This window comes from Blautia sp. HA3515 (assembly GCF_059933065.1).
The window spans coordinates 1-13,236 of the sequence record NZ_JAYFUY010000118.1 but is presented as its reverse complement, the minus strand read 5'-3'; the positions used below and the strand labels follow the sequence as shown (position 1 = coordinate 13,236).

General features: G+C 40.4%; 14 protein-coding genes and 1 pseudogene. 10 read left to right on the top strand and 5 right to left on the bottom strand.

Features of this window, described 5'->3' with window-relative positions; all coding sequences use genetic code 11:
• Positions 1-634: 634 nt before the first annotated feature.
• The 9 genes and pseudogenes from R1Y93_RS09960 to R1Y93_RS09920 all read left to right on the top strand — a co-directional run bounded on the left by R1Y93_RS09960 (position 635) and on the right by R1Y93_RS09920 (position 8,352).
• Positions 635-1,357, top strand: coding sequence for a hypothetical protein (locus R1Y93_RS09960; protein WP_500822681.1), 723 nt, complete (start codon positions 635-637; stop codon positions 1,355-1,357).
• A 214-nt stretch (positions 1,358-1,571) separates the two neighbouring features.
• Positions 1,572-1,895: an ATP-binding cassette domain-containing protein gene (locus R1Y93_RS09955; RefSeq protein ID WP_500822680.1), complete on the top strand. Its 324-nt coding sequence runs from the start codon at positions 1,572-1,574 to the stop codon at positions 1,893-1,895.
• Positions 1,885-2,211, top strand: coding sequence for an ATP-binding cassette domain-containing protein (locus R1Y93_RS09950; protein ID WP_500822679.1), 327 nt, complete (start codon positions 1,885-1,887; stop codon positions 2,209-2,211). Before R1Y93_RS09955 ends, R1Y93_RS09950 begins: the two co-directional genes overlap by 11 nt.
• Positions 2,212-2,565: 354 nt before the next feature.
• Positions 2,566-2,796, top strand: coding sequence for a winged helix-turn-helix domain-containing protein (locus R1Y93_RS09945; RefSeq protein ID WP_500822678.1), 231 nt, complete (start codon positions 2,566-2,568; stop codon positions 2,794-2,796).
• 127 nt (positions 2,797-2,923) lie between these two features.
• The gene (locus R1Y93_RS09940; protein ID WP_500822677.1) at positions 2,924-3,622 is read left to right on the top strand and encodes a response regulator transcription factor; all 699 of its coding nucleotides are present in this window, start codon (positions 2,924-2,926) and stop codon (positions 3,620-3,622) included.
• Positions 3,619-4,652: pseudogene (locus R1Y93_RS09935) on the top strand (sensor histidine kinase). Before R1Y93_RS09940 ends, R1Y93_RS09935 begins: the two are co-directional and overlap by 4 nt.
• A 97-nt stretch (positions 4,653-4,749) precedes the next feature.
• A complete protein-coding gene (locus R1Y93_RS09930; RefSeq protein WP_144095166.1) occupies positions 4,750-5,415 on the top strand; it encodes an ABC transporter ATP-binding protein in 666 nt (221 codons plus the stop codon).
• Positions 5,416-5,430: 15 nt separating this feature from the next.
• Entirely contained in the window at positions 5,431-7,827 is a 2,397-nt protein-coding gene (locus R1Y93_RS09925; protein WP_500822676.1) for an ABC transporter permease, read from the top strand.
• Between the two features lie 111 nt (positions 7,828-7,938).
• A complete protein-coding gene (locus tag R1Y93_RS09920) occupies positions 7,939-8,352 on the top strand; it encodes a winged helix-turn-helix domain-containing protein (RefSeq protein WP_330697719.1) in 414 nt (137 codons plus the stop codon).
• A 15-nt stretch (positions 8,353-8,367) separates the two neighbouring features.
• Here the strand turns inward: R1Y93_RS09920 and R1Y93_RS09915 are convergent, their stop codons facing one another.
• On the bottom strand, positions 8,368-9,759 hold the full coding sequence (locus R1Y93_RS09915) for a relaxase/mobilization nuclease domain-containing protein (RefSeq protein WP_144095160.1): 1,392 nt from the start codon (positions 9,757-9,759) through the stop codon (positions 8,368-8,370).
• A complete protein-coding gene (locus tag R1Y93_RS09910) occupies positions 9,708-10,049 on the bottom strand; it encodes a plasmid mobilization protein (protein WP_144095158.1) in 342 nt (113 codons plus the stop codon). The genes R1Y93_RS09915 and R1Y93_RS09910 overlap by 52 nt, the downstream gene beginning before the upstream one ends.
• Positions 10,050-10,286: 237 nt before the next feature.
• Between R1Y93_RS09910 and R1Y93_RS09905 the strand changes: the two genes are divergently transcribed.
• On the top strand, positions 10,287-10,409 hold the full coding sequence (locus tag R1Y93_RS09905; protein ID WP_500822675.1) for a hypothetical protein: 123 nt from the start codon (positions 10,287-10,289) through the stop codon (positions 10,407-10,409).
• A gap of 43 nt (positions 10,410-10,452) precedes the next feature.
• Here R1Y93_RS09905 and R1Y93_RS09900 read toward each other — a convergent pair whose 3' ends face one another.
• The 3 genes from R1Y93_RS09900 to R1Y93_RS09890 form a co-directional block, all read right to left on the bottom strand.
• Positions 10,453-11,061, bottom strand: coding sequence for a response regulator transcription factor (locus R1Y93_RS09900; RefSeq protein WP_500822674.1), 609 nt, complete (start codon positions 11,059-11,061; stop codon positions 10,453-10,455).
• Positions 11,039-12,610 (bottom strand): ATP-binding protein, encoded by a 1,572-nt coding sequence (locus R1Y93_RS09895; RefSeq protein ID WP_186290101.1) that lies wholly within the window; start codon positions 12,608-12,610, stop codon positions 11,039-11,041. The genes R1Y93_RS09900 and R1Y93_RS09895 overlap by 23 nt, the downstream gene beginning before the upstream one ends.
• Positions 12,611-12,729: 119 nt before the next feature.
• Positions 12,730-13,236: FtsX-like permease family protein (locus tag R1Y93_RS09890; protein ID WP_500822673.1), on the bottom strand; the 507-nt coding region annotated here is incomplete at its 5' end.

Genomic DNA, 13,236 nt, shown 5'->3' with positions numbered 1-13,236 from the left:
AGTGTTTTAGCCGTTTGGCTGTTTCCGGTTATTGCTTTGGTTGTGAATATTGGCTTTATCAAGCAAAAGCGTTTGACTAAGGTGAATAGCGTTATGTTTGTTGTGCTTTTTGTTGTAATGATGGTATCGTACATCTCACAGGTATAAGTTAGAGCCATGATTAAGTGCACATTATATAAAGCAATCCTAAAAGTAGAAACACTCCTGTCATCACTCTTTCCATTGCAATGGTAGGAATTTATGTGGGGTACTTGACATGGTATATCGTAAACCGCTATCTCCCTGAACCAATATCATCTTACCGTGTGTTAGTTGCAATTCTGACATTTTGGATATGTGCTTTTGTTGCGATATATAAAATACCAGATCAGCTTTTTACAAATCGAAGAATAAAAGATGTACTATGCTTTCCGGTGTCGGTTGACAAGTTGGTTTCGTTAGTTATTGGCCGTCTTGCCTGTTTCCAATTTGGTATGGTTGTTTGTGGATTTTGGGCTTATTTTTTATACGCAAGTGATGATTGGCTTTTAACCATTACCATTCTGCTAGGTTGCTGGATTTGTAGTTGTCTGATTGATTTGCTTGTCCTGGTGCTAATCTGACGGCTATTGGGAATTTGCTTCCGGCGTCCATTGTGGGATATGGATTTATTCTCTTTCAATATGGAGCCTTTTTATTGCTGGCTTTGTCTGTGGGCAATCTTGTAACTAAAATTTTCTTTTGGTCTGGATATTTAGAAAATCTGAATGGGATATTTAATCCTGTCCAGTGGCTTTTGATTGTAATACTGCCCATGATATTGCTGGCGGTTTGCACCAGCTTTTTCGTGAAAGCTAAATATATCAGAGGGTATCTGAATACACAGAATTTCCAGTACAGGAGAACTGATAAGGCCATCGCACCTACTAAAATTCAAAATCCATATTTTTTGTTGGAATGGAAAAGAGTGTCAAGAAATAAGGAACTCATTTTCTTTTCAAACATCAAGAATATTCTAACAGTATTTGTTCTCTTTAGCTTGCTGGTACAAAATTTTGAATGGATAGGTTTGTCTGAAAAATATGCGCTAGAATTATTCCTGTTGGTATCCTGCTGTGCAGTTAATACGATTTCAAGTACAGCGTATTCCAGCGACCCAAATAAATCCTATTTTTCTTTTCTTCCTATATCCGCACATCGGCTGTTTTTCTGGAAAACAATACAGGGGTTTCTATGGGGAGAACTTACAGTATTGCTGTTTGGGGTGGGAGTAATTCTTTTTCGCAATATCCCCATATTGGACGCCTGTTTGCTTCTCGGTTATGGTACAGCTACGAATTACAGTTGCGTATGGATCTGGGGTATTTTTAGATTATAAAATGCCGCGCACACCAAATAGTACAAATGAGTTGCTCCATGGGAATATCAGTAAAGTGTTGGTTCTCTTTGTTTCAATAGCTCTGACTGTTTGGGAAATATATTTTTCAACACAAATATCTGGTTCCATCTCTCGCTTTTGTTTGCAGTCTGTATAAGTGTCTGCATTGTTATGATAGAGCTTGGATATTTGATATTTTACAGGAGGGCCTTTCGTGATTGAAATAATTGATCTTTCAAAAAAATATGGAAACAATGCAATCCTTGAAAATGTTTCCTGCTCTTTAGAAAATCAACGGATTTATGCACTGGTCGGTGTTAATGGAATAGGAAAATCCACATTATTAAATGCGGTTACACAACCTGCCAATTTAGACAGCGGAAAAGTGGAGGTTGATGGTATTAACAGCCAGAAATATGAGTCTAAATTTCACTTTTTCTATGTGCCAGACAGCAAAGAGATGTTTTTGAATTTGACTGGAAATGAATACTTGAAAGTGCATTATACAGTTATATCGTCAAGACGTTGTGAAATCTGATGAAACACTCAAAAAGCTGTCAATCGCATTCAAATTGGATCGATCACTGAATGAATATATTGCGAATTACTCATTGGGAATGAAACAAAAAGTGTATTTGATGGCAGCCTTTCTTTCTGGTGCGGGTAATTTGATTTTGGATGAGCCTTTCAATGGACTTGATCCGGAAAGTGTAGCTATGCTAAAGAATCTGCTGAGCGAATATCGGGATAGGGGTAATCTTGTCCTGTTTTCTATCCACAACCTCGATTTGGTTGCGAATTTCTGCGATGATATAGTTTTTATCGACAAACAAAGGAAAGTTTTTCAAAACTGAAAATCCGAAAGATTTTAAACAGCTGGAAGATGTGTTTTTTCAGAAATGTGTCTGAATTAAAATAGAGGTTATCTGACGGACGACGGCAAAAGAAAAATGTCGTTCAGCAGCCTATCCCCATATTTTGACTAGATTGCGGCTTTGAACAAAGCAAGGCCGTCGTTCCTTTATTAAGAAAAGAGATGATAATATCGGAAAAATATTGTTGGTATCGTTTAAAGGCGATGAAGAAAAGCTGATAGATTCTGTTATTTCCGTTTTGGATGCGGGCAGAGAAAAATTCACATTTCAAGAAATGAATATAATATCAGAACTGCAGCATAAGGGGATAATAATTAATTTAGAACGCCGGAAGTGATTCGGAATGGTAAAAAAGTTGGAATGACCTACACAGAGTTTGAAATTCTCCAGCTTCTTGCAAAAAATCCTGGCAGGGTGCTCTCTAAGGAACAAATTTACGATGTAGTCTGGAAAGAATCGTATTCTGGTGATTACAATATCGTGATGAGCCATATCAGCCATATCAGGGAAAAGATAGAGGACGATCCGGTACACAACACTAGATTATTCAATCAAAAAGTCTAAATATTGTTCCAAATACATTTGTCGGAGTATGCTAAAATTAAGAAATAAAGAATTTCTTGTTCCCTTGTAACATTTCTCGGACATTTACCCGTTATACTATCTGTAAACCCTTAAAGGAAGTGATTACATGAAGCAGATTTTGATTGTCGAGGACGACAACCTTTTGAATAAGACCCTTGCCTACAATCTGGCGTCGGATGATTACGCCATTACCAATGTCTTAAATGCAAGGGCAGCAGCCGAAGCTCTGAAAGCAAAATCTTTCGATCTGGTGTTGCTGGATATAAATTTGCCGGATGGAAACGGTTATGAATCCGCGCCGCCTTATCAAACCGGAACACCCTGGCACACGGCGGGTTATATTTCTGGACCGCCAACGATCAGGAAGCGCCACCAGATATGGGGCTATGAAGTCGGAGCCATGGACTACATCACAAAGCCTTTTTCCATTGGAGCATTACAACGGAAAGTCAGAAGTGCTGCGTTTGCCATGCTGGAACACCACAAGCCAGCAAAGGACATTTACGATGACGGCAGCCTGTTTCTTGATTTCTCGGAGCTGACTGCCAGCTTGAACGGCAAGCCGCTTACCCTTTCCGCAATGGAATATAAAATGTTGAACCTGTTCCGCAAAAATCCGAAGCAGGTACTTACACGTCAGCAGCTTTTGGAAAAGCTGTGGGATGTGGATGAAAAGTATGTGGACGAACACACCCTTACCACTTCTATCAGCCGTATTCGCAGCAAGATCGAAGCGGACGGCGGTGCATATATCAAGACCGTTTACGGCATGGGCTATCAATGGACGGGAGGCGAAAAGAAATGAAGCAGAATAACCTTTCTGTCAAAAAACTGTGTATGCTGGTTGATCGGCTGGAATTATTTTCTCCATGCTGGCAATTACCGTTATCCTCGGTGTCGTAATGAAAGATGTACGGATTTTCATAGCAGGCGGAGTATTGACGCTCTGCGCCCTTATCTGGCTGTGGGTGCTGGTACTGTGCTTTGGAAAGCGGCTGTCCCTCTTTACCTCTGACTTGTGCCGGACATTAGATAACATGATTGACGGCAGCGAAGAATCCCAGAGAGTCAGTGACAGCGAAACGCTCTTTGCCCGTATCAGCCACCGCTTAACACGGCTGTATGGAATTATGCAGGAGAACCGCCGAAAGGTGGATGAGGAACGCAAGGAACTTCAAATGCTGGTGTCCGATATATCCCATCAGGTAAAAACGCCTGTCAGCAATCTTAAAATGGTAACGGACACGCTTTTGACAAAGCCTGTTACCGAGCAGGAACAGACGGACTTTTTGCAGGGCATACGCAGTCAGACCGACAAGCTGGATTTCCTTTTTCAAGCACTTGTTAAGGCTTCCAGATTAGAAACCTGGGCTATCCGGCTGGAAAAGAAAGATGATAGTTTGTTCCGTACTTTGGCGCAGGCCATGAGCGGGATTGTCTATGCTGCGGAGAAAAAGGAAATTGCTGTGTCCGTGAACTGTCCAGAAGATCTCACCCTCTCCCATGACAGTAAGTGGAACATCCGAAGCCCTCTTTAATTTACTGGACAATGCGGTAAAATACACACCCGCCGGGGGCAACATCAGCGTGACCGTGGAGCAATGGAAATGTATATCAAGGTGGATATAAGAGACACAGGCAAGGGTATCTCCGAGCCTAATCAAGCTGCCATCTTCCGGCGTTTCTACCGGGGAGGATAAGTTCACGATGCACCGGGCGTTGGTATCGGATTGTACCTTGCCCGTGAGATCATCACCAGACAGGGTGGATATATCAAAGTAACATCCGAAGTTGAGAAAGGTTCAACCTTTTCTGCTTTTCTTCCCAGCCGATAATTATTTCAAAAAATATTTTAACTCGGACATTTCTGTGACATTTATGTTTTACAATGGCTTCATCAACAGGCAGAGAGCCTTGAAAGGAGTTTTGAATATGAGCATTTTACAGACGATTAACCTCAAAAAATATTACGGCACAAAACCTAATATTACCCGTGCCCTTGATGGAGTGAATTTTACTGTAGAACAGGGAGAATTTGTTGCTGTGGTTGGAACTTCCGGCAGCGGAAAGTCTACACTGCTTCACATGATGGGCGGACTTGATAACCCTACTTCCGGCAGTGTGATTGTCCGGGGTGAAGAACTGGCGAAAAAGAATGATGAAGAATTGACAATTTTCCGCCGCCGCAATATCGGCTTTATCTTCCAGAACTATAATCTGGTGCCGATTTTGAATGTGTATGAAAATATCGTCCTGCCTGTGGAACTGGACGGCGACACGGTAGATCAGAAATTCATGGACGAGGTTGTGCGTATGCTGGCTTTGGGCGATAAGCTGAAGAATATGCCGAACAACCTTTCTGGCGGCCAACAGCAGCGTGTGGCTATCGCCCGTGCGCTGATTACGAAGCCAGCCATTATCCTTGCAGACGAACCGACTGGAAATTTGGACAGCAAGACCAGTGCCGATGTGCTGGGGCTTTTGAAGCGTACCAGCGGAGAATTTAATCAGACCATCGTCATGATTACCCATAACAACGAGATCGCCCAGCTTGCCGACCGCATTGTACGGATTGAGGACGGCAGGATTGCAGGCTAAAGGAGGTGGAAATTTATGACTTGGCCTTTTGAAAATGACACAAGCGCTGTTGTGAAAAAACTGGCAAATAGAAGTATAAAAGCCGATAAAAGAAGCAAGGCATTTCTGTTTCTTACAATTGCTCTCGCCGTTTGTATGGTTTTTTCAATTCTTCTCATTTCAATCGGAACGCAGGAAGAATACAAAAATACGCAGAGGAACAAAGCACAAATTGGTATTTTGGGTATTACAGACGAACAGGCAGGATTATTACATCAGAATACAGATGTTTCATGGATTGGCGAATATTCTGCGATTGGCTTGTTTTATCAAGACAATAAAACGATTACGGTTGCCTATGGAAATGAAGCTTATTTTTTGAACCAGGAAGAAAAGACCTTTCAGGGAAACATACCGCAAAAGAAAACGGAAATTATGCTTCCTCAAAACTATATTGATTTTCTCGGAAAAGCCTATCAGGTTGGCGATACCATCACGCTTGATCTGACCGGAACCGGGCAGGAGGAAGAATATACGCTTTCGGGTATTCTGGCTGATACAAAAGAAAGTAACGGCTATTATATTTATGTGAATAAAGAACTTGCACACAGCCTGTCTGGAAGCAATTTTCAAGTAACTGCCTATACCCGGCTGAATACGGATGTTATCAGCCCGGCAGCTATTCTTGATTTTGCAGCTAAGGCAATAAAAGATACGGGTATCGAAGAGGGTCAGATAAATCTGACAGAATATTTTGCGGTGATGTCAGGCGCAATTAAATCGGGAATTCCTATCTCGGTTCCGCTGCTGGCTGCTATAACTGCCACTTTGGCTGCAACAATAATTTATGGTGTTTTTTATACAAAGATCGTAAAGAATGTTCAGATGTTTGGTCAACTGCGAACGATTGGTATGACCAAAAAGCAGATTAAAAAAATGGCAAGAAAAGAGGGACGGAGTTATGCTTTAGCCGGCATTCCCTGTGGTCTTATCGTTGGTGCATTGATTGGATTTTCAGGTTGTCCAGATGGCTTTCATTTGAAAACAACGGTTATCTATGCTGTCATAACTGCTGCAATAGCTTTTATAGTAGTGAACATTGCGATTTTCAAACCTGTTCGGGTGGCAATGAATACTTCCCCAGTGGAAAGTTCTAAGTATATTGCGTATGCAGGAAAAGCAAAGAACAGCCAAAAGCTTCACAGAAAGCTCACGCCACTTAGTCTGGCTAAAATAAATTTACAGAGGAATAAACAGAAAGCAATTCTGACTCTTTTGATGCTTGGATTGAGCGGGGCGTTTCTGCTGGTTACTTCTACAGTTGCTGGCTCTATTGATCCCGAAAAACAGGCAAGCTTCAAATATTATCCTGCCGGCAATATCCTTATACAAATAAAAAACACAATAGGAAGTTCTTTTGATAAGGAGGCCGATCCATACGGAAGCTCAAAGCTCCAGCTCGAAGAAAACCCGTTGGAAGATAATGCGCTGCTGCAGGAGTTGGAAATGATGGATGGGATAGAAAAAATTACTCCATCAAATTGTATCTATATGACGATTACTTTTCCGGGAGGAGGTGGTTCGATCACAAGTATTACCAATTTCTTCCCAACGCTAAATCAGGAAGAGATTGCAAGGGTACAGACGATATTATCTGCCGGGACGGCAAATTATGATGATATGGTTGCCCAAAATGGGATACTGGTTGCCGAAGATACCGCTAAAGTTGGAGATGAACTAAAGATTAGCGGCAGTACATTTGATATTGAGGCAACTGTTGTTGGCACATACAATAGAGCAGCTTTAATGGAGCATAGCCCAGTTATCCCTGGTAGTCCTTACTTCATTATGACTTATGATACTGCTAAGAAGCTGACTGGAATAACGGAGCAGACAGGTGTTTTAGCCCTTGAAGTATCTGATGATAACCTTGAAACTGTTTTATCAGCAGTATCTGAAATTGCTGAGAGAAATGGGAAAATCGAAGTGAACACGATTGAGCAAACAATAGCAAGTATTCAGAAATACTATAGTCCAACTATCAAAACATTTTATATGATTTCCGCAATTTTATTTGTCTTTGGCGGAATCAGTCTTATGAATATGCTCATGGTAGACTTGCAGAACAGAAAGCGTGAGTTTGGCTTGTTAAGGGCTGTCGGGACAACACAAAACCAACTGAGAAAAATGCTGAACAGAGAACTCATGATTTATCTTGCAGGTTCACTTCTGATTGCACTTGTTGTAAGTTCCATTGCAAGTTTCATTACCTGCAAAAGACTGGATGCGGCAAATCATTGTATCAGTTTCTCCTTCCCTTGGTTGTTCCTTCTGGCCTTTGTTATTCTGCTTATGGCTATTTACTTCGTGTTTTCTTTATACACGTCAGGCGAACTAAAGAATACAGATATTATGGAGGCCATACGAGAATAGTCGAGAAAAACATAGGGTGGAAAATCAGAATGATAGAGATGAGACTGAAAAGAGATTCAAAAAATAACGAAAATTTGATAAGAAGGTGAAAATATCGGGAAAATACTGTTGGTGTCCTTTTCGGGAGATGAAGAAAAACTAATTGATTCAGTTGTATCTGTACTGGATTCTGGAAGAGAAAAATTTACTTTTCAAGAAGTGCAATTACAGTCAGAAATTCGGTACAAGGATATAATCATTGATTTGAACCACAGAGAGATAATCCGTGATAATAAAAAAATTGAATTAACCTACACAGAGTTTGAAATTCTTCAGCTTCTTGCAAAAAATCCTGGGAGAGTGTTTTCTAAGGAACAGATTTATGATATGGTCTGGAATGAACCATATGCCGGTGATTACAATATCGTAATGAGCCATATCAGTCATATCCGAGAAAAAATAGAAGATGATCCGAGCCGTCCGGTTTATATTCAAACGGTATGGGGTGTAGGCTATAAGTTCAATGGAAGGGCAGGCAGCGAGTGATTTCGCTGCCGTTTTTTAAATTTCCGGTGTTGTAGAATCAAGTGTTTTGTTTGTTTTCGGTGGTGTAATATCCAGATATTTTTCCATGTTCTGACGGATTAATTCAAGTTCTTTTATTTCTGTATTTGTGGTTTTATAATGACTGACAAGTTCTTTTTTCTTCGACAGCATTTCATTATATCGTGATTTTAAGTGGTTCAAGTTCATATGTGCAGGGTCGATACCTTTCCGCTGTAGCATACGTTCCGCACCGGAGAAAAGGATAATATGCGATTCATATTTTCTCAAAAATCTATCAGGATCTTTGGATTTTTCATAGCGGTCATTATAGGATTTATTTTCACGATATTGTTCCACATATTTAATAATTTCTGCAAGTTCCTGCATTTTGTGTTCCAGTGAAACGACAGTAGTATTAGCAGATTTTTTCTGTTCCTGCAGGGATAAAATCTTGTTATCCAATTCAGCAAAATTGTGGATGTTCCGAGCAAGCATTTGATTGTATGTTTCAGAAGCAATCTGCAAATTTTCCTTTGCGGCCCACTTTTTCAAACCAATATTTTCTGCAAATTTGGGATCAGAAGCGGTATCAATAATACGTTTCCGTGTGTAGGGCATCGGAGTGTGCTGACGTTTATTTTCTATCCGTTCTTTGATCCGTTGTTTCGTAAAGTTTTTGCCCAGTGACTTAGCACTTCCACGGACAGGACGGTCTTTTCCAACAGGGCGGAAAGTAATATATTTTCCTCCGTTTTCAGAAATTTCTGTGCCCTTCATTTCATAGCCTTTGGCTTTCATTAAAGCAAGAAATTCTTCATAAGAGGAAACGACTTTGATAGCTTGGTTAATATCTTTTCGTATCTGTGATTTCCACCCGGCATCATTTTTATTTGCAGTCCATTCATTATATTTCATGCCACGTTTTCCATCCGGCTCAATAACAGACAGACCATGTTCCTGGCATAATTGGTCACTGAGCTTTCGGATTTCCCAATAGCTTTGTTTGCAATCGTGATAATGCTTGTGTTCGATATTATCTACAGCACAGAAGATTAAATGATTATGTACATGACCTTTATCTATATGTGTGGTCAGTACATAAGAATACTTTCCCTGTAATAAGTTATCTGCTAATTCTTTTCCAATGGCATGAGCTTCTTCGTAAGAAACTTCTCCCGGCAGGAATGCCTGTATCAGATGAAATGCCTTGTTTTCTTTATCCTGACCGTCAGAAAAATTTTGTTCTGTGGTGTGGTCTAAAGTATATTTGAAATCAAGTGCAGCGGTTTCCGGGGCGCAGGCAAAAGATGAAATATAAATCTTTTCATCAGTCTTATCTGGATTACAGATGTATTCTATTGCTTTATCAACGGTTGTTTTAATACTATGGATTTTTGTGACTGCCATATCTGATCCATCAGCTCCTTTATATCTTCCATATCTTTTTTGTAAATGGTATTTGTTGTGTTTACCCGCTTGGCAATCTGGTTGAGATTACCACTGATATTTCCCAGCAAGGCGTTCATTTCACGGATGTGGGAGTAATCCACATCATAGACAAATCCATATAGCACCAACTTCCGGAGAAAAGCAGATTTGCTTCTCATTTTGGAGAGCCGGAACTTTTCATCCAGGATGTATTGTTCATCATCACTCAGGTAAAATTGTACGGGGTGTTTTCGTGTACGTTCTGTCATTTTCCATTCCTCATTTCTTATGATTGTTTGCGATTCTCTAAAAATGGGTACAAAAAAACTGCTGTAACTTGTTCGGTTTACAACAGTTCGTATCATTTTTATTTGGCTGTTTGGATATACCTGTCCACTGCTTATTGTAGCAAAATGAAAAAAGAGGGTCAAGAGTAAGATGAAAAAATCAAGAGGGTCAGGGATACTTCCCTGTGTCATTTTTCCACATTGTCTGGAAGGGCAGTAGTGGAAAATGAGCCGTTTGTCATGACAACGGCAGTGCTTGCTTCTTTTGATGTGCAGCCTGCGAAGCAGGGTGTGCGTGTTGCCGATTGCTTAGGCAATCTGGGTGGAACACATAAAGGATAGAGGAAATGAGAGAGTGATGGTTTGCAAAAACATATATTTTCATTTATATGGGCGCAATATACCCTAACTGTATTGCTTTTGTTACTGCTTCTATCGTAGACCCCACCTGTAACTTTTCAAAAATATGTTGTAAGTGGTTTGATACGGTTCTTTCGCTGATAAAAAGCTGTTCAGCAATATCTTTACGTTTGGCACCTGTGGCAACCAATTCGAGGACTTTCTTTTCTCCCTCGGTCAGATCCTCGATAAAAACCTCCTCTCGTGGGAAGTGTGTTGCCCCATCGTTAACCATAAGCAAAATATGAAGAAGCTCGTCGGGTTCTACATCCTTACTAATAAACCCCTTTGCGCCAACCCGCTTTGCCTCTTTGCGGTAGACAGGAAGATTATAGCCAGATAATATGACAATTTTTTGTTCTGGGAAATGTTCCAATAAATGCTTTGTGAGCATTAGCCCGTCCTCGTCTGTCAGCCCGCCTAAGTTAATGTCAATCAACAGAATATCCGGGACAGGAGCTGCTCCGGCAATCAGTTCTTCCAGATGTTGAATGTCTTTTGTACTGGAAAACTGTTCAATTTCCGGGAAGTCACATAAGGCAATGGAAAGGCTCTTTGCAAAAAGGGCATGGTCATCGACTAATAAAACTTTCATAGGAATCACCTCCGTTCATGGGCATGGAAATGGCAATCGTTGTTCCTCCACCAGCGGCTGGCTTGATATTCATAGTGCCGTTTAATAAGTTGACCTGTTCTCCGATAGAAGCAAGTCCTTGGTGTGTTCCGGTCTGATGGATAAATGGTTGGAAGCCCTTGCCATTATCCGTTACCTTTAGGGTAATACGCCCGTTTTCCTGTATCAACAAAACAGAAATGGTTGTTGCGGAAGAGTGTTTCAGTGCATTTGTTGTGAGTTCTTTTATCATGCGGTAGATCAACATATTGTACGGTTCTACGAGAAAAAAGTCAGCATCACAATCCAACCGAATTGTAACGGAATTATTTTCACTCAACGAATCAAGCAGGCTTTGAATGTTTTCTTTCAAAGTTAAACTTTTTATCAGAGTTGGATGGTAGCTCTGCATCTGAAATCGGATGGAGGAATTTAATTCCGTTAAAGTATCAAGCAGCAACTGTTTCACTTCCGGCTGTTCTGCTTTGCGTATCATATTTTTGATAGAAAGCAGGTCTTGTAAAATATCGTCATGCAGATAGTTTGAAAAGTCTTTTTTGAGTTTTTCTTCTCTCTTAATTTGTTCCAATGAGTAGGCATAGAAGTGCTGACGATCTGCGGCGTTATTATAATCTGTTGGATGGCTGCAAATGCGCACATATAGAAGCACATTGTAAATAAGCATCAGTAACATTGCCATATGGATACTCATAAAAACTGCCATAAGAGGGATTTTGAAAAGGTATGCGATACCAATCAATCCCGTCAGCCCAACAGAAGCGAGAAATACAAGGTTGCCTCCAGATAGCGCCCAGAATTGTGCCTGTTTAGGACGATATTGAAATACAATACTATGGATACTGACAAAGGTAAGCATCACAGGAATATAGCTCCCCAGGTTTTCCAAATATGCAGCGTTTTTGAGAAACGCAATGATATAGCAGATAAACGGGAGGAATACCAGCACACTTGAAAAAAGTATTCGCTTCCATTGGCTTTTTGCTACAAACATGATCCGCTTTCTCTGCATGATGCCCACGATGATAAGGGTCACGGTTGAAAGAAGGACTTGCAGCTGATAGGCTGCAAAAAAAGCACGATCCGAAACAAAGAAGCAGAATACAGCTATGATACAGGAAGTTTTCAAAAAGGCAAGAAGCGGTTTTTGCCCTCGGTAAGCAGATTCTTGAAATAAGAATGCCTGTACAAAATAAATCGACTGATAGAAGCAAATAGGGAGCAACACCGTTGATACTATATCTGATATGGGACGGAAATCAAAAAGATACAGTAGGAATTGCCAGCCCAGCAATAATAATAGCAAGGAAAAGTGATTTAAGGTTTTGTTACCTTTTACGTTTTTATATGAAATATATTCCGCATCAAAAATCAGGAATGAAAGCAGCAGGAAATGAACAAAGGAATTTTGCTGTATAAAATCATTCTGTGCCGCCATAAATCCAAGATAGCAGATGATCGCAAACTGATTGAAAGCGAAGAATACCTGCCGGGAAAGGTATGCGTTTTTCATGTGTCCACCTCCGTTCTTTTTCATTGTACTGTTGTTTCTCTATAAGTTCAAGTTTGGTGATCTTAAATCTTTGTGAACAGCTAAACGGCTGGCACCCACTTGGATACCAGCCGCTATCCTTAATTCAAGGCAATCTTATAACAAGAATGTTTGGTCAACTGATAATAAATTGCATAGATAGCAGAAAATACTGCAATTGAAAACAGAACCGGAACCAATACAGCACTGCTTTTCCCAAGCAAGTCATCCATTAAAGCTGATTTGTAGCAGGTAATGGCAAAAATGCTATGCAGCAATCCTATCACATACGGAATGATATAGTATGTCTGGACTTGCCGCCTTACGGATTTCTTTATCATGCTTTCATTGTACCCCATCCGCTGCATAATTTCATAGTCGGATTTGTCATAGGAAACAGAGGATATATTTTGAAAATATAATATGCTTCCTGTTGCAATCAAGAAGATAACCGTTGCAAAACAAATCAGTAAAAAGGTAGAGCTGTTTTCCCGAATCAATTCATCCTGCCGCTGCCATGCAGACACAAGATATGGATTTTCCGGTATAGCTTCTTTTAGTGCCAGATATGCTTGTTCATTAGAACGCATATTTTCGCCATCAATGCT